Source organism: Kluyvera georgiana ATCC 51603, assembly GCF_001654985.1.
Taxonomy (GTDB): Bacteria; Pseudomonadota; Gammaproteobacteria; order Enterobacterales; family Enterobacteriaceae; genus Kluyvera; species Kluyvera georgiana.
On record NZ_LXEU01000010.1, the window covers coordinates 1 to 18659 of the forward strand.

Below are 18659 nucleotides of genomic sequence, written 5' to 3' on the forward strand. Positions count from 1 at the left end.
TTACGCGGCGGGGCGTTCTCGGTCGCCAGCAGCGCCGCGCCGCCCCATTCGCCGCCAAGCCCCAGACCCTGGCCAAAGCGCGCCAGCGCCAGCAGCATCGGCGCCAGAATGCCAATGGATTCGTAACTCGGCAGCAGGCCGATCACCACGGTGGAGATCCCCATGGTAAGCAGTGAAGCAACCAGCGTCACCTTACGGCCAACGCGGTCGCCGAAGTGGCCAAATAGCGCGGAACCGATAGGGCGTGCGACGAAGGCAATGGCGAACGTGGCCAGCGATTGCAGCGTGGCCGCCGTCGGATCGCCCTGCGGGAAGAAGATGTGCGGGAAGACGATCACCGCCGCAGTGGCGTAAATATAGAAGTCGAAAAACTCAATGGCGGTGCCGATAAGCGAAGCCACGACGACTTTGTTACGCGAGTTAACCGGAGCGGTTGCCTGGTCGTTGTCGAGTGTTGTGCTGGTCATAGTCTTTTCTAATATGTATAGCGAACGAAAGGCCATATTAGACATAGCAAAAGCGACATTTCAATCTGTAACAGGATTGTAAAATGACGCAAAGAAGGGGAAAAAGTGGATAATTTTTATACCAGGAAATTGGCATCCATGAAATGCTTCACATTTTTTAAAGCTTAGAGGATAAAACTGGTTTTTGGTTAAATAAAAGTTACAAGCTGGATTTATATGCTGAAACGATGGGCTGGGCTGAAGTTTTCAGCCCAGCGGTAGGCTTAACGGTGGGTTTTGCCCGGCATGCGCGGGTCATCTTTGTACTCTGCGGTGGCAATCCATGCGGCGCAGAACAGGGTCAGACGGGCGAAGAAGTAGAAGAACGCCATCAGGCCAAGCACCGAACCAAACGCCGCGCCGGAAGGTGATTTCACCAGCGTTGGCAGCGTCCAGGTCATGATAATTTTGATCACTTCAAAACCGATGGCGGCAATAAAGGTGCCGCGAATTAATGCTTTCTTACGCGGACGATGGCGAGGCAGGCGCCAGAAAATCCAGAAGAACAGCAGGTAGTTGGCGAAGATAGAGATCGCCAGGCCAATCAGTCGCCAGGCGGGTTTCAGCCACTCGATGCTGTCGAGGTACAGCGCGGAGATAATCATCTGCTGGGCGGAACCGGCCACCGAGGTGATGGACAGCGTGACAATCAGCGCAACCAGCAGGCCAATCAGCGACACGAAGTCACGCAGGTATTTTACCCAGATGGCCTCCTGGTCTTGCGGCGTGCGCTCCCAGACGTCGCGCGACTGTGCGCGAATCGCTTCGCGCAGGTTACCCATCCAGTTCACGCCGGAGTAAAGGGCAATGCCCAGCCCGACCAGGCCGACGGTGGTACGCTGCTGGACGGCGGTATTAATGGTACTTTTTAAGGTCGCGGCCAGCGTGGGGTCGCTGACGTTGTTGAGGATTTTATTGAAGATATCCTGCAGTAGCGTCGGATGTGACGCGAGGATAAAACCGGCGGCGGCAAACGACACCATCAGGATCGGAATCATCGATAAAAATGAGAAGTAGGTAATCGCCGCCCCGAACTGGTTACCCATTCGGTCATTGAAGCGTTCAGCGGCGCGAATCAGGTGGGCGATGACCGGGCGGCGCTGAATCTTCTGCGCCGTGCTGGTGACGGTATCCAGCGCTTTGCTGGCCTTATGCTGTAGACGTTTGTCGTTGTTTTCCGACGTCATCAGGGGAAATTTCCTTTTTATTGCTTTTACTTAAGTATAGAGGGTTATCAGGAGGCGGTGCGGTTTGCCCCGACCGGGGTGCCAGATTCAATCGACATAGTCGCGCAGCACCTCGGTTAACCACTCCATCAACACATGTACCCGGCGCGACAGGTTACGGCGGTGAGGGTAAATCAGCGATACCGGCATCGGTTCCGCCCGATATTGCGGCAGAATTTCTACCAGCGTGCCGCCGCGCAGCGCATCGCGAACGCCGACGCGCGGTGCCTGAATGATCCCCAGCCCCGCCAGGCAGGCGGCGTGGTAGGTTTCGGTACTGTTGACCGTCAGTACGCCGCCGGTTTTTATCCACTGCGTTCCGTTATCTCTCGCCACTTCAAACCCTTGCGGACGCACACCGAGGTTCACCGCATAGTGTACCAGCGCATGGCTGCTAAGATCTTCCAGTGATTCCGGATAGCCGAAGCGGGCGAGATACGCCGGACTGGCGCAGTTGATAATGGTGAGCTTGCCGAGCGGACGGGCAATCAACCCGGAATCTTTCAGCGCGCCGACGCGCACCACGCAGTCAAATCCTTCACGAATGACATCCACCAGGCGGTCGCTGCTGCTGAGTTCCAGTTCGATGCCGGGATAGTGCTGCAAAAATTCGGGCAGGCGGGGAATGACGACGTTACGGGCGATAGCGACCGGCATATCCACCCGCAATCGACCACTGATGGTGCTGGGGTCGTTCTGGAACATGCCGTCCAGCTCATCGAGATTGCTCAGGAGATCTTTAGCACGCTCAAAGTAGACCATCCCATCCTGAGTCAGCAGCACGCGGCGGGTGGTACGATGCAGCAGGCGGCAGCCAAGGTGGTTTTCCAGCGCCTGAATCTGTCGCGATACGCTACCTTTAGGAAGGCCCAGCGTGTCGGCCGCCCGGGAAAAACTCTCCAGTTCGGCCACGCGGATGAATAGCTGCATTGCGTGAATTTTATCCATCAGAATGACCTATTGTTGTCGTGATTGAGACAGTGAAGCGTAATTAGCAGTATTTATTGTTCTTTTATCACCTAATAAGCTTGTTCTCAACGTACACACCACCTGAAATGAGGTTTCCTATGAACCAGCGTATTGCGATTGTGACCGGCGGCAGCCGCGGATTGGGAAAAAATGCAGTGCTGAAGCTCGCCGCACAGGGAACGGATATTATTTTTACCTACAACAGCCAACATGATGCTGCCCTACAGGTTGTCGCCGAAGTGGAGAAAACGGGGGCGAAAGCGGCGGCATTGCAGCTGAACGTCAGCGAAACCGCGAGCTTTGCCGTCTTTGCCGAACAGGTGAAAAACCAGCTTAATCAGGTGTGGGGTCGGGAGACGTTTGATTATTTAGTGAACAACGCCGGTATCGGCCTCTATGCGCCGTTTGCCGAGACATCAGAAGCGCTGTTCGATGAGCTGATGAACATTCATTTTAAAGGGCCGTTCTTCCTCACCCAGCAGCTTCTGCCACTGATGGCTGACGGTGGGCGGATTCTTAACGTCTCGACCGGACTGGCGCGATTTGCACTGCCGGGTTACGCGGCTTATGCGTCGATGAAAGGGGCGATGGAAGTCCTCACCCGTTACCAGGCAAAAGAACTGGGTGCGCGAGGGATCTCCGTCAACAGTATCGCGCCAGGGGCCATTGAAACCGACTTTGGCGGTGGACGCGTGCGCGACAACGAAGAGCTGAATCAATACGTGGCCTCGCAAACCGCGCTAGGCCGTGTTGGCCTGCCGGACGATATCGGCGACGCCATCGCCGCGCTGCTTAGCGACAACCTGCGCTGGATGACCGCACAGCGTATCGAAGTTTCCGGCGGAATGTTCCTGTAACCGCTGCTCACTATTCATATTGTGCTGAAATAAGTCCGAATCTGGACTTATTTCATTTCTGGCCTTCCCTTTATTCAGTAATGTTTTATATTTCGCGAAATTAATATTTATTCTTCGTCCATTCTCTCAGTTTTTCCTTAATCATAATGTGATGGGTTATGTTAATGCGTAATGCCCCTTCGAGGGTTGTAAGTATTCATAATTATGATATTTAGATCGCCATTTATCTACGTAGAATGCCCCAGGCCAAACGGCGAGTTCTTATTTTATGCCGCGAGGATTACTCTTCCGGTCATTAAGAACAGTTTATTTTTTAATGGGGAAACCGTTATGCAGGTAGTCATGTTTGACAGGCAGTCAATATTTATTCATGGAATGAGAATCAGCTTACAGGAAAATATTCCAGGAATTGATGTGTATGCCGTCAGCCAGGCTGATGATCTGTGGCGGCAGTTTTTACAGCATCCGGACGCGCTGCTCATTCTGGATGGGGGAATGGATCCCGGATTTTGTCAGTGGTTGTTGCAGGAGAAGTTCCAGCAGTTTCCGGAATCTAAATGCATCATCATCGTCAATGAATATAACCAGGCCTGGCTCAGCAATATGATGGCGTTTAATGTGCAGGCGATAATTCCGCGTGATGCCAGCGTGGAAGTATTCGTCCAAACTATCAAAAGCGTCATGCGTGGGTTAATCTGCCTGCCGGGTGACTGGCGAATGGAATATGAACAAACAAAACAGGGTCTGGACAATTTAAGTCAGCGCCAGCGAGAAATATTAACCCTCCTGGCGAACGGTGAAACCAATAAAGAGATTAGCCGGACGCTGAATATTAGCGCCGGGACGGTGAAAGCGCATCTGGAGTCTTTGTACCGCCGTCTGGATGTGAAGAATCGGACCCAGGCGGCGATGCTGCTTAATCACCGTCAGGACTTACAGCCCGGTGGACTGGAATAACGAGGCTTCAGCCTGGCGTTGGAACGCCAGGCTGCTTTGTTGCTCTTCTTCACGGAGCCACTCGGCCAACGCCGCATTAAAATCCCGGCGGTTAATGGCTTGCACTATCGCCGATTGACGTAACCCTTCCAGCCCCAGGCTAAAGGCCAGCGACAGCAGCGCGTCGAACTGATGCTGAGCCAGCGGCGCGTTGATACCCTGACAAAGCCACTGTCGATAGTTTTCCACATCCTGTTCAAACAGCATCTCCGCCTGCGCGTGAGTTAAGCACCCATCAAAACGCTCCCCTTCGCGAATCAGATGCCCATAGCCAATCACCCATAACCCCTCTGCATCGCGGTATTTCTCCAGCGAAAGTCCCTGAAAGCGCTTGATAAATTCCAAACCCTGCGGGCTCGGCGTGGTGATGCCTGTGCTCATAATGACCTCTCTTCGGGTGAGGCGAGAAGTGTAAAAGAGCCGTGCAGGCTCGCCTATTGGCCGGATGACGGGGAATTATCATACTCGTGGCTGAGTAGGCCAAAAAGCCAGTCATTGTGCCACTGCCCCGCGAGGAAATAGCTCTCGCGCAGCTCACCCTCAAGGCGGAATCCGAGTTTTTCCAGCGTGCGGCGTGAGGCGATATTGCCTGCGGTGACCGTCGCCGTCAGACGACGTATGCCGCCGCGGCCAAAGGCATAGTCGCATACTGCGCGCAGTGATTCAGTACCGTAGCCTTTGCCCTGCGATTCAGGGGCGAATAAAAATCCCACTTCCGCGCAGTCGTGGTCGCGATGAATATAGCCGGTGATGCCGAGCGCCGAGTTTTGCCTATCGCGAACCAGCAGGCAGAGCCAGTGTGCGTCACCGGGAGACCAGTGAGGCAGTCGGGAATCAAAGGCGGCGCGGATCTCGCTCTCACTGCGCTTGTCCGCCACATAGCGCATCACCTGCGGGTGCTGCTGGAGAGCGAGAAAGAAGCGCCAATCGCTGTCGACAAGCTGTGTGCAGACTAAACGTTCGGTGGTGAGCGCGATCATAATTTCACATTCTGAGTGGGGACACAGGACTGTTAATTTGCCTGATTTCGTCTATGGTGTAACGACAAAAATTACATAAAAATAACATATTAACCCTAAGGTGAATCGGCCTTGCCGTTGGTGAAGGAACGTGAAGATGTCGACGTCGTCGCGTCAGGTTGGTCAGCACTTTGAGCATTGCCTGAGCATTATTCGCCAGGCCTCCATTGAAATACTCACCCTGCTTAAGCTCCGCGTGACGGAGGGCAAAGATCCCCGCTGGTTTCTGGAGCAGTTGGATCAGGCCCGGCTGAATCTCGGCGGTTGGGGGGCCGTCGCCCAGCGCCTCGGCGTCAACGACAGCCAACTGAGTGAGTTTATGCTGCAGTTGCGTCACCTTCAGCAGGGCATTCCCTCGTATGAACACGGGCAAGGCGCGACGGAGAACCAGTTGATTGCGGCGCTGCGCTTTGTCGTGACGCTGGAGCAAATCAAGCAGCAGCAGCCTCTGCTCATGTTTAACACGGGCTATGCCAGCGATGCCGAACAGCCTCAGGAGCCCGCCTTGCGCCAGATTCGGGCCGTTGAGCTGACCCTCCGCGGGCTGATCGGCGAGGTTTGGCCTGACGAACCGCATTTGCATCATTTTCTGAAGTCGCAGTTCGGGGCGCATGAGTGCAGCCGTTGGCACTCGCGAAGTCCGTCGGGCGAACGGCTTGACGGCATGACCTTCAGCGAGATAGCGCTGTTGCTTATCGATAAGAAAACGTTCTCCCGCCATTTCACTTCGTTCTTCAACTATGCGGCCGCGCTGACGTTTCTGGCCGAGCAGCGCTTAACGCTGCACCTGTTTCTTGATGACATCCGGCGGATGCGAAATTCGGTACTTGCCCATCGGACGTTGGGGGAAATGGAGTGCCTGCTGCTGGACCTATACGCGCAGCAGATTGCCGCGCCGGTTCAGCGCGCCTATGAGCAGGGGCGCACCCGCGTTAATCCTGCCAGCCTGATGGCCGCAGACGGCGCTGAGGTACAGCAGTTCTGGGAGCAGGCGCATGACTATGCGCGCGCCTACGGTCAGGATGGGCGGCCCATTCCTGACAGCATCGAGCGGCTGTCGCAGAAAACACGACAGCGCGCCGATACGCGTGATCGTATTCTCGCTGCCGTGCTGTGGTGTGCGGTGGGCGTGACGGTGCTGGGGATGGTGCTGGGCGGCATCTGGCTACTTACCGCGGTGCCCGAGACGGTGCCGTCTGCGGTATCATCGATTGAAGAACAGGCCATCGCTGCGGAGGATCGTGCGACGCCTTCGCCCCGTGAAATCCTCGCTCGGCGCGGGATTCTTTGGGACAGCAATGCGCTGCGTTCGGCGATCGATAGCAATAATATTGAGGTCGCCGAGCTCTTTTTACGCGGAGGGATGAACTGGCAGTTAGCCTGGACGGATTTGGCGATGTCCGCGGGGCATCAGGCGGTGCTTAATCTGCTCTTACGCTACCGCCTGCAGATGGACGAACCGAAGCCCTGCCGACGGTTTATCAATACTCTTACGCACGAGATGTCGCAGGGCGCACCGCTTAATGCGGTGCGAAAATCCTATCTTCAGGCCTTCTGCACGATCCCGGCGGTCGTGGCCCGTCAGCGGCAGGCGGTGGATAACGCACAGCGGCGCAATCAGGCTACGGGCGATGCGGAAAGCAAAAAATGGCTGCTGATACAGCGATCTATCTATGAGGTGATTCGTTAATAACTCTTCATGCCACCTGACGGCGAATCTCTTCCAGTACCTCATTAAGGATAAACTGAACCCGCCACGGCTGATATTCACGCTTACGGTAGATGGCGACCAGATCCAGCCACCACTCATATTGTTCGGCAAAGCAAGGGGCTAACACGCCAGCGTGAATATCGGCCTGTACGCTATTTTTCGGCGCAAAGACGATGCCTAAACCATTCCGTGCCAGCTCCAGCGCTGACTGGCTGTTATCGCACACGTAGTGGCCTTTAACACGAAAATCACGCACTTCCTGGCTGCCCGCAAGGCTAAACCGCCAGATATTGGCATCATCAATCATCATCGAATCCAGCAGGATGCAGGAGTGTTGTTCAAGCTCTTCGGGAGCGTTGATCGGGTGCTCCGCGAGGTACTGTGTGCTGGCATAGGCGCTGACCGCATATTTCGTAATAAAGTTGGCAACCAGTGATTCATTTTTGGGGCGGACGCAGGAAAGTAATATATCGCAATCCTCTGGAAAATCTGAACCTTCGTAAAATGATTTACGTTCAAGGTTAAATGTTTTTAAGCAAAGCGTAATGTTGCCAATATCTTTAATTGTATTGACCACGTTTTTCGCTAAATAAGCGTTAATCATGGTTGGGGCGTAGATCGTAACGCGGCCATTTTTCTCATGCTTATAATCAGAGATGAAATTATTTAGCTGGTTCTCTTTCTCTAACAGGTCGTTGACGTAGGGCAGCAATGACTCGCCAAAACGCGTTAACGACAGCTTTCGGGAAGTGCGTTCAAAGATCTTTAAACCCATTTTTGATTCAACATCAGCAAGATACTTGCTCACGTTGGCCTGCGCCATCCCGAGTATGGTGGCGGCATGGCTGACGTTTTCACTGGCTGCAATCACCGAAATTATTTTTAATTCCTGCGGTTTAATCTGGAGTTTTTTCATCACCGGGCTCTGTATATATAAGTTGATATAGTGTTATATAAATATTGAGATTGCAGCAATATAAATACGACCATTATCATATTTGGTATCAGGATATGATATTAGGTTGGAACCTCAGGAATGTCAATTAAGCGTACGGCGATGCTGCTTCTGTCGCTCTCATTTATCGCGGATGCTACGGCGGGAAATTTATCTGTCGGGGCGGGTGTAATATATAATGAGTCGGTTTATCGCGGATATAATGAAAATACTCATGCGGTACCCATTATAAATTACGAAGGTAATTCTTTTTATATTCGACAGACCACATTGGGCTACGCGTTGTTTAAAGGCAATCGTGACGAGGTCAGCCTGACGGCATCATGGCTGCCGCTAACGTTTGACCCGTCGGATAACGACGATCGCACCATGAAGCAGTTGGACAAGCGTAACAGTACCGCGATGGCCGGAGCGGCATGGTATCACCATGAGAAGTGGGGGAGCCTGAAGTTGTCCGCGGCGGCGGATGTGCTGGATAACAGTAATGGCTGGGTGGGCGAACTGTCCTGGTTCCGCGTGCTGCCGGTAGGGGCTCTGTCTATTACGCCTGCTGTGGGCGTTTATTACTATGACGACAGCTTTAACCGTTACTACTACGGCGTTTCGGGGGCAGAGTCCCGCCGCAGCGGTTTAGCGGCGCGAACGCCAGGGGAGAGCTGGATGCCGTACGTGGGGCTGACGTTGAAATACCCGCTGACCCGTAACCTGATTCTGCTGGCCAACGCCAGCTATAGCGTCCTGCCGGATGAAATTAAAAACAGCCCGATGGTCGACAGGGATGACAGCCTTACGCTGCTGACCGGGGTAAGCTGGCGATTCTGATTATCGCGCTTCCCGGTGACGGGCCATAAAAAAGCCAGACTTTCGTCTGGCTTTTGTCGTTCGGGCCCAGCGACTTAGCGCATGGTGACAAACTCTTCCGCAGCAGTCGGGTGAATCGCCACGGTATTGTCGAAGTCTTTCTTGGTCGCGCCCATTTTCAGCGCCACGGCGAAGCCTTGCAGAATTTCATCCATACCGAATCCGATGCCGTGAATACCGACAATTTTCTCTTCCGGGCCAACGCAGACCAGCTTCATGCGGCACGGCTGACGGTGGGAGGTGACGGCGGTATACATGGCGGTGAAGGAGGATTTATAGACCTTCACGGCATCGTCGCCGTACTGCTCACGTGCCTGCGGCTCGGTTAAGCCAACGGTACCGATCGGCGGATGGCTGAAGACCACGGTCGGGATGTTGCTGTAGTCCAGATGTTCGTCTGGCTTGTTGTTAAACAGACGCTCAGACAGACGACGACCTGCGGCAACCGCGACCGGAGTTAGCTCAACGGCGCCAGTGTTATCGCCCACGGCATAAATGCCAGGCACGTTAGTATTCTGGAACTTATCAACGACGATATAGCCTTTATCGTTGGTTTTCACGCCGGTAGCCGCGAGGTTGAAGTTGTCGGTAGCCGGTTCGCGGCCAATCGCCCAAATCAGGCAATCCACGGTTTGGCTGCGGCCATCTTCCAGCGTCAGGGTTAGGCTACCATCGGCATTCTTGACCACCGCTTGCGGAATGGCGTGAGTGTGCAGCTGTGGGCCTTCGGCGTTCATCACTTCAACCAGCGTCTCGACGATCAGCGGATCGAAGCTACGCAGCGGCGCATGTTTACGCACGAACAGGTGAGTTTCCGCGCCCAGGCCGTTAATGACGCCCGCCAGCTCAACGGCGATATAGCCTGCGCCGACTACGGCCACGCGCTTCGGCAGTGCCGGAAGTTCGAAGAAACCGTCGGAGTCGATACCGTATTCCACGCCCGGAATATTCGGATGGCTTGGGCGGCCACCGGTGGCGATCAGGATATGATCGGCGGTGATCGTCTCGCCGTTCACTTCGATGGTTTTGGCATCGACGAAGCGGGCAAAGCCTTTGATCACATCAACTTTATTCTTACCCAACACGTTGTCGTAAGAGGTATGGATACGGTCAATGTACGCGGTACGGCTGGCAACCAGTTTGTCCCAATCAAAGTTATTGATGGTGGTGTCGAAACCGTAGTCCGGGCCATACATATGAATCGCTTCGCGAATCTGCGCGGCATGCCACATCACTTTTTTCGGCACGCAGCCGACGTTAACGCAGGTACCGCCCAGATCTTTGGCTTCAATCAGCGCGCACTTCTGGCCGTACATGGCCGCACGGTTGATTGAGGCGATACCGCCGCTGCCGCCGCCAATGGCGATGTAGTCGTAATGTTTGGTCATGGCCGCTCCTCAAACGTTCAATGTTGAGCGGGTGAGCCTCATGCTCCCCGCCAAAATACTCGCGATTGTATACCTGAAACTGATAGGTTCCACCGATGCCTGCGATTACTCCGGCACGATCCAGTTCACCAGCGTATGACCGATGCCTGTTGGAACCAGCTTGCTGTGCAGCCACGGCAGCACGTTATTCATTTGTGCTTCCAGCTTCCACGGCGGGTTGATGACGATCATGCCGGAGGCGGTCATGCCGCGCTGGTCGCTGTCCGGACGCACCGCCAGCTCAATTTGCAGAATTTTGCGAATGCCGGTCGCTTCAAGGTCGTGGATCATGCGTTTAATTTGCTGGCGCAGCACCACTGGGTACCACAGCGCATAGGTGCCGGTAGCAAAACGCTTGTAGCCTTCGCTAATGCCGCTCACTACCGCCTGATAGTCGGTTTTAATTTCATACGGCGGGTCGATCAGAATCAAGCCACGGCGGGAAGCCGGCGGCAGCTTCGCTTTGAGCTGCTGGTAGCCGTCGGCGCGTTCTACGCGGGCGCGGTTATCTTTCTGGAATTCAGAACGCAGCAGCGGGAAGTCGCTCGGGTGCAGCTCGGTCATCTGCAGGCTGTCCTGCTCACGCAGCAGCTGGCGGGCAATCAGCGGAGAACCCGGGTAGTAACGCAGTTGGCCGCTGCGGTTGAAGTGCTCAACCACCGAAATATACGGCACCAGCTCTTCGGGCAGATCGTCCTGCTGCCAGATGCGGGCGATGCCTTCCAGGTATTCCCCGGTCTTTTCGGCATGCTCGCCGCTCAGCTGATAGCGGCCTGCGCCGGCGTGGGTGTCCAGATAGAGAAACGGCTTCTCTTTCTCTTTCAGTGATTCAATGATCAGACTCTGAACGGTGTGTTTGAGGACGTCGGCGTGGTTGCCTGCGTGAAAGCTGTGGCGATAACTGAGCATGGATGCGGATATTCCGGGAATTAAACAAGATAACCGATAGTTTACCGCAGATCCGTAGAGATTACCGCTCCCGCGCTTTTATCGCCATTGGCCAGGAGGAAAAACAAGTAGGCTGTGGAGTCAGAGTATAAACAACGTCAACCGACTGACCCTGGCGCTTGGGTTAGCCTGTTTCACGGCGTCAAGGAATGTGGCAAAGCTTGGATTAAACAGGGTGTAGTTATGCAGGAAGCGAGTCTGTTTGCGCTGTCCTTCTATTAGCCAATCGACCGACCAGACTGAACGGTTACCGATTCGCGTAGTTCCTCGTTTCACCTCAACAATACTGGCGAGCGGTATTGTTGAGGTGATGCTGTCTATGACCTCATAGAGGTTCTGCGCGTCAAAGTAGTAATCCGCTTTGTAGCCGCGAGAACGGCCAAATTTTTGCAGCATCAACGAAGAGGATGAAATTAATTTACGCCCATCTTTCTGATCGGGATGGTTACTCCGATAAAAAAATTTTCGGGTGGGAAAAATAAAGAAAACAGTAAATATCAGTACGATAATCGGCAATAACACGGTCATATGCAATCCCTGCATTTTGGCGCTAAAACTATGACTGAAGAAACGCGGACATACAAGCGTACCTGGGTTTAGCGCTTACTTATCCTGGCGTTATTTATTCTGAAAGTATTTTTTTTATGATGATGATAATGGTTTTACTCTTTTTTATCCGTTAAAACGGCGGTCTTTATAAAAGAGAGAGGGAATTCCTTCATGTTCCATTATGGAAAATGTGTTGTTCGTGCGTTGTGCGTCTCACTGGTTTGCTGTTCTCTATCTAGCTGTATTTCATATGGTTTGCTTACGGCTACAGGGGGAGGTAGTGGACATAAATCCACCTGGAAATCAGATACCGTTACCGGGTTGTCTTTAGGTAAAGACAGTAATGGGAAAACGGGATGGGTGTTTGTGGGTAAGAATTATGACTATTTGCTGACTCAGGGAGGCGATAAAGTCGTCGCATTATTAAAAGATCCTGTTATTCACCGGGAAAATATTACTATACAAAACGATGTCCAGTTTCGGATCGATAAGGAGGATAATATATTCATAGGTTGGATTAATTTAACCTACGCGTGGACAAATCAAAAAGATAAAGATGCTGCGATGAGTTATGGATTTAGGTGTAAAAATAGCGGTTCACTCTGCATATTATCTTTATTTGTCAACGATCTGGCAGGGACTATCCATGAGAAAAATAAAGATCAGAGTGCTGCACAGCAGTTGTCTTTCCATCATCCATTCAACGTTGAGTTCTACGAGTATAAAAACGGTGTTTCTATGGCTGCGTTGGGTCAAGGGCTATTGCCACTCACTCTGGTGCTGGATGCCGCCACGTTCCCTATACAGAAGGCGATATTCGCTAATTAAGTCAGCGTCGGTGGCGTAAGCATAATCGCGTCAGCACTGGATGCTGGCGCTATAATGATAGCTACACGTGATTGAATTTTATGTCACTCGCCTCCATATTGTCTAAATCGCGAAAAGCGCCTGTCGCGCGTTTTATCCACACTTCAACAGGACCGTGCTAATGACCAATCCATTACTGACCCCTTTCGAACTACCGCCATTTTCCCAGATTCAGCCCGAACATGTTGTCCCTGCTGTCACTCAGGCACTGAACGACTGTCGCGAGAATGTGGAGCGCGTAGTCGCACAGGGCGCGCCGTATAGCTGGGAAAACCTCTGCCAGCCGCTTGCGGAAGTGGACGATGTCCTGGGGCGTATTTTCTCGCCAGTTAGCCACTTAAACTCGGTCAAAAACAGCCCGGAACTGCGTGAAGCCTACGAGCAGACGCTGCCGCTGCTGTCGGAATACAGCACCTGGGTTGGCCAGCATGAGGGGCTGTACAAGGCTTACCGCGACCTGCGCGACGGCGACAACTACGCCACCCTGAACACTGCACAGAAAAAAGCGGTCGATAACGCGCTGCGTGATTTTGAACTGTCCGGTATCGGCCTGCCGAAAGAGAAACAGCAGCGATACGGCGAAATCGCCACCCGTTTGTCCGAGCTGGGTAACCAGTACAGCAACAACGTGCTCGACGCCACCATGGGCTGGAGCAAGCTGGTGACCGACGAAAGCGAGCTGGCCGGCATGCCGGAAAGCGCCCTGGCGGCGGCGAAAGCGCAGGCCGAAGCCAAAGAGCAGGAAGGTTACCTGCTGACCCTGGATATCCCAAGCTACCTGCCGGTAATGACCTACTGCGACAACCAGGCATTGCGCGAAGAGCTGTATCGCGCCTACTCCACCCGCGCCTCCGATCAGGGGCCGAACGCGGGCAAGTGGGACAACACCCCGGTAATGGAAGAGATCCTCGCGCTGCGTCACGAGCTGGCACAGCTGCTGGGCTTCGAAAGCTACGCCTTTAAATCTCTGGCCACCAAAATGGCGGAAAACCCGCAGCAGGTGCTCGACTTCCTGACCGATCTGGCCAAACGCGCCCGTCCGCAGGGTGAAAAAGAGCTGGCCCAGCTGCGTGCCTTTGCCAAAGCAGAATTTGGCGTTGATGAGCTGCAGCCGTGGGATATCGCTTACTACAGCGAGAAACAAAAACAGCATCTGTACAGCATCAGCGATGAACAACTGCGTCCGTACTTCCCGGAAAACAAAGCCGTTAACGGCCTGTTTGAAGTGGTAAAACGTATTTACGGCATCACCGCGAAAGAGCGTACTGATGTTGACGTCTGGAACCCGGAAGTGCGCTTCTTCGAACTGTATGACGAAAGCAACGAACTGCGCGGCAGCTTCTACCTCGACCTGTACGCCCGCGAACACAAACGCGGCGGGGCGTGGATGGACGACTGCGTCGGCCAGATGCGCAAAACCGACGGCACGCTGCAAAAACCGGTCGCCTATCTGACCTGTAACTTTAACCGTCCGGTGAACGGCAAACCGGCGCTGTTTACCCATGACGAAGTGATCACCCTGTTCCACGAATTTGGTCATGGCCTGCATCACATGCTGACCCGCATCGAAACTGCCGGTGTTTCCGGTATCAGCGGCGTGCCGTGGGATGCGGTCGAGCTGCCGAGCCAGTTTATGGAAAACTGGTGCTGGGAGCCGGAAGCGCTGGCATTTATCTCCGGCCACTATGAGACCGGCGAACCGCTGCCGAAGGAACTGCTGGATAAAATGCTGGCGGCGAAAAACTATCAGGCCGCGCTGTTTATCCTGCGTCAGCTGGAGTTCGGCCTGTTCGACTTCCGCCTGCATGCGCAGTACAACCCGGAGCAGGGGGCGAAAGTCCTCGAGACGCTGGCGGAAATTAAGAAACAGGTCGCCGTGGTGCCGGGCCCAACCTGGGGCCGCTTCCCGCACGCCTTCAGCCACATCTTTGCCGGCGGCTATGCGGCGGGTTACTACAGCTATCTGTGGGCCGACGTGCTGGCAGCGGATGCGTTCTCTCGCTTTGAAGAAGAAGGCATCTTCAACCGTGAAACCGGTCAGTCGTTCCTCGATAACATCCTGACCCGTGGCGGTTCCGAAGAGCCAATGGCGCTGTTCAAACGCTTCCGCGGTCGTGAACCGCAGCTCGATGCCATGCTGGCGCATTACGGCATCAAGGGCTGATTGTTCGCGTGAAAATTTGTTTACTGGATGAAACGGGCGCCGGAGACGGCGCCTTATCTGTTCTGGCCGCCCGCTGGGGGCTGGAGCACGATGACGACAACCTGATGGCGCTGGTGATGACGCCGGAACATCTGGAACTGCGTAAGCGAGACGAACCGAAACTTGGCGGCATCTTCGTTGATTTTGTCGGCGGGGCGATGGCGCACCGGCGCAAGTTTGGTGGCGGTCGCGGTGAAGCGGTGGCGAAAGCCGTTGGCATCAAAGGCGATTATTTGCCGGACGTGGTCGATGCCACCGCCGGGCTGGGGCGCGATGCGTTTGTGCTGGCCTCCGTCGGCTGCCGCGTGCGGATGCTGGAGCGCAACCCGGTGGTCGCCGCGTTACTCGATGACGGCCTGGCGCGCGGCTATGCCGATGCGGAAATTGGCCCGTGGTTGCAGGAACGTTTACAGCTGATTCACGCCTCGAGTCTGACCGCGTTAACCGATATTACGCCGCGCCCGCAGGTGGTGTATCTCGACCCGATGTTCCCGCATAAGCAGAAAAGCGCGCTGGTGAAAAAAGAGATGCGCGTGTTTCAGTCGCTGGTGGGGCCGGATCTGGACGCGGATGGCCTGCTTGAACCGGCGCGCCGGTTGGCAACCAAACGCGTGGTGGTGAAGCGCCCGGACTACGCGCCGCCGCTAGCAGACGTGGCCACGCCTAACGCGGTGGTGACCAAAGGGCATCGGTTTGATATTTATGCCGGGACGGCGGAGTAATTTCGGGTTATTAGAAATAAAAACGCCTGCTTGCGCAGGCGTTTCACGATGCTCAACGCGAGAGTTATTCTTCTTCGTCGTCGCGCAGCGGAACGATCAGCATATCGACGTGGACCGTGTTGATGAGCTGACGTGCAGACGACATCAGCTTGCTCCAGAAGTCCTGGTGATGACCACAGACGACCAGGTCCATATCGTATTTCTTAATCGCATCAACCAGCACCTGGCCCAGGTCGCCGCTGCCGCTCAGGGTTTCGGTGATTGGGTAACCCGCGTTGGTGGACAGTTCAGTCAGTGCGTGATGGGTCTCTTCGGAGATGCGCTTTTGCATATCGCCAAGATTCACGTCAATCAGCCCGGTGTAGAGATCGGAATAGTTTACGTCGACGTGAATCAGCGAAACTTTTGCATTGTAGGGGCGAGCCATTGATACCGCTTTTTCCACCAGAACTTTGCTCTCTGGGGAAAGGTCGACCGCGATCAAAATGTGTTTGTAAGCCATAGTGTTACTCCTTCCATAAAGTTGTCGATGACTGTTGGACCAGACAGCCCATGCGCTGTCCCTTGCCCGCGTCCTGCGTGCGACTTGCGCGGGGTTTGCCCTTAAAGACCTAATTGTAGAAGATATTTCTACCTTATAGCGGCCTTGAGGCGCCGTCAATGCATCCGGTTCGCCAATTAGTTAAACAAATTTTTCCATCTTACGTATTGATAACGATTAACCTTGTGGTAAAAAATTTAACTGATCTCCTACACTATTTAATGAGCCGTTCGGATAAATAAACGTGATCTGAATCGCACTCTTTTACTGAGGTGTTGGTGGGTTATTGGGGAGCGAGATGTCCTGGGGTCTCCGAGGACTGGTCGCCGGGGAGGAGTTATGATCAGCACGATTGCGCTGTTTTGGGCCCTGTGTGTCGTTTGTGTGGTAAATATGGCACGTTACTTTTCATCGTTGCGTGCATTATTGGTTGTACTACGTGGTTGCGATCCCTTGCTTTATCAGTATGTTGACGGCGGTGGTTTCTTTACCTCGCACGGTCAGCCGGGTAAACAAATACGCCTGGTCTGGTATATCTACGGGCAGCGGTATCGCGATCATCATGATGATGAGTTTATTCGCCGCTGTGACCGGGTCCGTCGTCAGTTTATTTTGACCAGTTCGCTGTGTGGCCTGGTGGTGATTAGCTTAATTGCCCTGATGATTTGGCACTGAGTAAAAAAAAACGGGCCAGTTTCCTGACCCGTTTTCTGTTTGTGCCAAACGCGCTTAAATAAGCTTCAGAGACAGCCAGTACAGCACGCCGGACAGCAGGATCGACGCTGGTAGCGTGAAGACCCAGGCCATCAGGATATTGGTCACGGTTTTTCTTTGCAGACCGCCGCCGTCAACGACCATGGTCCCCGCAACGGAAGACGACAGGACGTGGGTGGTGGATACCGGCATCCCCGTATAGCTTGCCAGACCGATGGAGACCGCAGAGGTCATCTGTGCTGCCATCCCCTGGGCGTAGGTCATGCCTTTCTTACCGATTTTCTCACCGATGGTGGTCGCGACGCGACGCCAGCCGATCATTGTACCGATACCCAGAGCCAGCGCGACGGCCATGATAATCCAGACTGGCGCATACTCGATGGTGCTCAGCATGTCGGTTTTCAGCTTTTTCAACAGACGCTGGTCATCGCCGCTCACTTCCGGCATCTTCGCCACTTTATCAGTGGTGTCAGAGATGCAGAGCATGATACGACGCAGCTGGCCACGCTGTTCTACGGAGAGGCTGTCATAGCTCTCTACGTTGGTCAGCATCGCTTTAGCACGATCGAGCGCGTTGATGGTGTTTGCCGGATGGCAGTGAAACTCAACGGCAGCCTCGGCTTCCGGGGTCAGCTTTTCAGCGTTGCTTGCCACTTTCAGCAGCAAATCTGGGCGCTGCTGGAAGAAGGTTTCAACGTTGTTGACCGCATCGCGGGTACGGGTGATTTCGTAGCCGGAAGCGTTCATATTGACTACGAAACCTGCAGGAGCAACACCAATCAGGACCAGCATGACCAGACCAATGCCTTTCTGACCGTCGTTGGCGCCGTGGGAGAACGCCACGCCAATGGCGGAGAGAATCAGAGCGATACGCGTCCAGAACGGCGGCTTTTTCTTACCGTCTTTCTTTTCACGTTCAGCAGGGGTCAGGTGGATACGGGCGCGTTTTTTAGTACCGCTCCAGTAACGGCGCAGCAGGAAAATCAGGCCGCCAGCGACAACCAGACCCACGATAGGTGAGATAATCAACGAAGCGAAAATGTTAATCACTTTCGGGATGTTGAGCGCCTCAACCACTGAGGTGCCGGTCATCAACGCATTGGTTAAACCAATACCGATAATCGCGCCGATCAGCGTGTGGGAGCTAGAAGCCGGCAGACCGAAATACCAGGTGCCGAGGTTCCAGATGATGGCCGCCAGCAGCATGGAAAAGACCATGGCGAGGCCGTGCGCGGAGCCCATATTGAGTAGAAGATCCGTCGGCAGCATATGCACAATCGCATAGGCTACGCTCAGACCGCCCAATAGAACGCCGAGGAAGTTAAAGATCGCCGCCATCGCAACAGCAAGCTGTGAGCGCATGGCACGGGTATAAATTACGGTGGCAACAGCGTTCGCCGTATCGTGGAAGCCGTTAATCGCTTCGTAGAACAGAACAAACACCAGCGCCAGAACTAACAACAGCCCGGTATGTAAATCCAGGCCAGCAAACAAATGTAACATAGGACGTTACGCCATTTTGAGGACATGAACGCGCGGCATTATCAGGGACATTGGCGGCGCGGGCAAAGTGAAATCTCGACTTTTT

At 54.1% G+C, this 18659-nt stretch carries 18 protein-coding genes and 1 pseudogene; 8 read left to right on the forward strand and 11 right to left on the reverse strand.

The genetic code is table 11. The features are described from left to right. From M989_RS01830 to M989_RS01840, 3 genes and pseudogenes are all read right to left on the reverse strand, one after another. On the reverse strand, positions 1 to 467 hold a 467-nt coding region (locus tag M989_RS01830), incomplete at its 3' end, for an MFS transporter (protein ID WP_157093504.1). Positions 468 to 730: 263 nt separating this feature from the next. Beyond that, a pseudogene (gene yhjD / locus M989_RS01835) lies at positions 731 to 1657 on the reverse strand (inner membrane protein YhjD); the annotation flags it as partial. 123 nt (positions 1658 to 1780) lie between these two features. Then, positions 1781 to 2680 (reverse strand): LysR family transcriptional regulator, encoded by a 900-nt coding sequence (locus tag M989_RS01840; protein ID WP_064541243.1) that lies wholly within the window; start codon positions 2678 to 2680, stop codon positions 1781 to 1783. Between the two features lie 119 nt (positions 2681 to 2799). Between M989_RS01840 and M989_RS01845 the strand changes: the two genes are divergently transcribed. Both M989_RS01845 and M989_RS01850 read left to right on the forward strand, forming a co-directional pair. Beyond that, a complete protein-coding gene (locus M989_RS01845) occupies positions 2800 to 3558 on the forward strand; it encodes an SDR family NAD(P)-dependent oxidoreductase (RefSeq protein ID WP_064541246.1) in 759 nt (252 codons plus the stop codon). A 330-nt stretch (positions 3559 to 3888) separates the two neighbouring features. Continuing rightward, positions 3889 to 4515: a response regulator transcription factor gene (locus M989_RS01850; protein ID WP_064541249.1), complete on the forward strand. Its 627-nt coding sequence runs from the start codon at positions 3889 to 3891 to the stop codon at positions 4513 to 4515. On the opposite strand, the gene M989_RS01855 is transcribed toward M989_RS01850, so the two are convergent. Then, a complete protein-coding gene (locus M989_RS01855; protein WP_064541252.1) occupies positions 4492 to 4935 on the reverse strand; it encodes a lysozyme in 444 nt (147 codons plus the stop codon). The two genes, M989_RS01850 and M989_RS01855, sit on opposite strands and share 24 nt — an antisense overlap. Before the next feature lie 53 nt (positions 4936 to 4988). Next, complete coding sequence (locus M989_RS01860; protein ID WP_083965109.1) at positions 4989 to 5534, reverse strand: GNAT family N-acetyltransferase; 546 nt, start codon at positions 5532 to 5534, stop codon at positions 4989 to 4991. A gap of 136 nt (positions 5535 to 5670) precedes the next feature. Between M989_RS01860 and M989_RS01865 the strand changes: the two genes are divergently transcribed. After that, complete coding sequence (locus M989_RS01865; protein WP_064541258.1) at positions 5671 to 7263, forward strand: STY4199 family HEPN domain-containing protein; 1593 nt, start codon at positions 5671 to 5673, stop codon at positions 7261 to 7263. Between the two features lie 7 nt (positions 7264 to 7270). Here the strand turns inward: M989_RS01865 and M989_RS01870 are convergent, their stop codons facing one another. Next, the gene (locus M989_RS01870; protein ID WP_064541262.1) at positions 7271 to 8200 is read right to left on the reverse strand and encodes a LysR family transcriptional regulator; all 930 of its coding nucleotides are present in this window, start codon (positions 8198 to 8200) and stop codon (positions 7271 to 7273) included. A 120-nt stretch (positions 8201 to 8320) separates the two neighbouring features. Between M989_RS01870 and M989_RS01875 the strand changes: the two genes are divergently transcribed. Further along, positions 8321 to 9061, forward strand: coding sequence for a MipA/OmpV family protein (locus M989_RS01875; RefSeq protein WP_064541265.1), 741 nt, complete (start codon positions 8321 to 8323; stop codon positions 9059 to 9061). A gap of 74 nt (positions 9062 to 9135) precedes the next feature. On the opposite strand, the gene gorA is transcribed toward M989_RS01875, so the two are convergent. The 3 genes from gorA to M989_RS01890 form a co-directional block, all read right to left on the reverse strand. Continuing rightward, positions 9136 to 10488: a glutathione-disulfide reductase gene (gene gorA / locus M989_RS01880; protein WP_064541268.1), complete on the reverse strand. Its 1353-nt coding sequence runs from the start codon at positions 10486 to 10488 to the stop codon at positions 9136 to 9138. Between the two features lie 105 nt (positions 10489 to 10593). Beyond that, positions 10594 to 11436 carry a 23S rRNA (adenine(2030)-N(6))-methyltransferase RlmJ gene (locus M989_RS01885; protein WP_064541271.1) on the reverse strand — a complete coding sequence of 281 codons (843 nt, stop codon included), beginning with the start codon at positions 11434 to 11436 and terminating at the stop codon, positions 10594 to 10596. 120 nt (positions 11437 to 11556) lie between these two features. Continuing rightward, positions 11557 to 12003, reverse strand: a complete 447-nt coding sequence (locus tag M989_RS01890) for a hypothetical protein (protein ID WP_064541273.1) — start codon at positions 12001 to 12003, stop codon at positions 11557 to 11559. A gap of 192 nt (positions 12004 to 12195) precedes the next feature. Between M989_RS01890 and M989_RS01895 the strand changes: the two genes are divergently transcribed. The 3 genes from M989_RS01895 (at position 12196) to rsmJ (ending at position 15816) form a co-directional block, all read left to right on the forward strand. Continuing rightward, a complete protein-coding gene (locus M989_RS01895) occupies positions 12196 to 12852 on the forward strand; it encodes a YidX family protein (protein ID WP_064541277.1) in 657 nt (218 codons plus the stop codon). 160 nt (positions 12853 to 13012) lie between these two features. Continuing rightward, complete coding sequence (prlC, locus tag M989_RS01900; RefSeq protein WP_064541279.1) at positions 13013 to 15055, forward strand: oligopeptidase A; 2043 nt, start codon at positions 13013 to 13015, stop codon at positions 15053 to 15055. 8 nt (positions 15056 to 15063) lie between these two features. Beyond that, positions 15064 to 15816, forward strand: a complete 753-nt coding sequence (rsmJ, locus tag M989_RS01905) for a 16S rRNA (guanine(1516)-N(2))-methyltransferase RsmJ (RefSeq protein ID WP_064541283.1) — start codon at positions 15064 to 15066, stop codon at positions 15814 to 15816. A gap of 64 nt (positions 15817 to 15880) precedes the next feature. Here the strand turns inward: rsmJ and uspA are convergent, their stop codons facing one another. Continuing rightward, entirely contained in the window at positions 15881 to 16318 is a 438-nt protein-coding gene (gene uspA, locus M989_RS01910; protein ID WP_064541286.1) for a universal stress protein UspA, read from the reverse strand. Positions 16319 to 16696: 378 nt separating this feature from the next. Between uspA and uspB the strand changes: the two genes are divergently transcribed. After that, a complete protein-coding gene (gene uspB / locus M989_RS01915; protein WP_064541289.1) occupies positions 16697 to 17032 on the forward strand; it encodes a universal stress protein UspB in 336 nt (111 codons plus the stop codon). Positions 17033 to 17086: 54 nt separating this feature from the next. On the opposite strand, the gene pitA is transcribed toward uspB, so the two are convergent. Further along, complete coding sequence (gene pitA, locus M989_RS01920) at positions 17087 to 18574, reverse strand: inorganic phosphate transporter PitA (RefSeq protein ID WP_064541292.1); 1488 nt, start codon at positions 18572 to 18574, stop codon at positions 17087 to 17089. Positions 18575 to 18659: the final 85 nt, after the last annotated feature.

What these genes read in the sequence shown, in the direction of transcription:
- M989_RS01840 (WP_064541243.1), bottom strand. Translation starts at nt 2,680, where the DNA reads ATGGATAAAATTCACGCAATGCAGCTATTCATCCGCGTGGCCGAACTG.
- M989_RS01845 (WP_064541246.1), top strand. Translation starts at nt 2,800, where the DNA reads ATGAACCAGCGTATTGCGATTGTGACCGGCGGCAGCCGCGGATTGGGA.
- M989_RS01850 (WP_064541249.1), top strand. Translation starts at nt 3,889, where the DNA reads ATGCAGGTAGTCATGTTTGACAGGCAGTCAATATTTATTCATGGAATG.
- M989_RS01855 (WP_064541252.1), bottom strand. Translation starts at nt 4,935, where the DNA reads ATGAGCACAGGCATCACCACGCCGAGCCCGCAGGGTTTGGAATTTATC.
- M989_RS01860 (WP_083965109.1), bottom strand. Translation starts at nt 5,534, where the DNA reads ATGATCGCGCTCACCACCGAACGTTTAGTCTGCACACAGCTTGTCGAC.
- M989_RS01865 (WP_064541258.1), top strand. Translation starts at nt 5,671, where the DNA reads ATGTCGACGTCGTCGCGTCAGGTTGGTCAGCACTTTGAGCATTGCCTG.
- M989_RS01870 (WP_064541262.1), bottom strand. Translation starts at nt 8,200, where the DNA reads ATGAAAAAACTCCAGATTAAACCGCAGGAATTAAAAATAATTTCGGTG.
- M989_RS01875 (WP_064541265.1), top strand. Translation starts at nt 8,321, where the DNA reads ATGTCAATTAAGCGTACGGCGATGCTGCTTCTGTCGCTCTCATTTATC.
- gorA (WP_064541268.1), bottom strand. Translation starts at nt 10,488, where the DNA reads ATGACCAAACATTACGACTACATCGCCATTGGCGGCGGCAGCGGCGGT.
- M989_RS01885 (WP_064541271.1), bottom strand. Translation starts at nt 11,436, where the DNA reads ATGCTCAGTTATCGCCACAGCTTTCACGCAGGCAACCACGCCGACGTC.
- M989_RS01890 (WP_064541273.1), bottom strand. Translation starts at nt 12,003, where the DNA reads ATGACCGTGTTATTGCCGATTATCGTACTGATATTTACTGTTTTCTTT.
- M989_RS01895 (WP_064541277.1), top strand. Translation starts at nt 12,196, where the DNA reads ATGTTCCATTATGGAAAATGTGTTGTTCGTGCGTTGTGCGTCTCACTG.
- prlC (WP_064541279.1), top strand. Translation starts at nt 13,013, where the DNA reads ATGACCAATCCATTACTGACCCCTTTCGAACTACCGCCATTTTCCCAG.
- uspA (WP_064541286.1), bottom strand. Translation starts at nt 16,318, where the DNA reads ATGGCTTACAAACACATTTTGATCGCGGTCGACCTTTCCCCAGAGAGC.
- uspB (WP_064541289.1), top strand. Translation starts at nt 16,697, where the DNA reads ATGATCAGCACGATTGCGCTGTTTTGGGCCCTGTGTGTCGTTTGTGTG.
- pitA (WP_064541292.1), bottom strand. Translation starts at nt 18,574, where the DNA reads ATGTTACATTTGTTTGCTGGCCTGGATTTACATACCGGGCTGTTGTTA.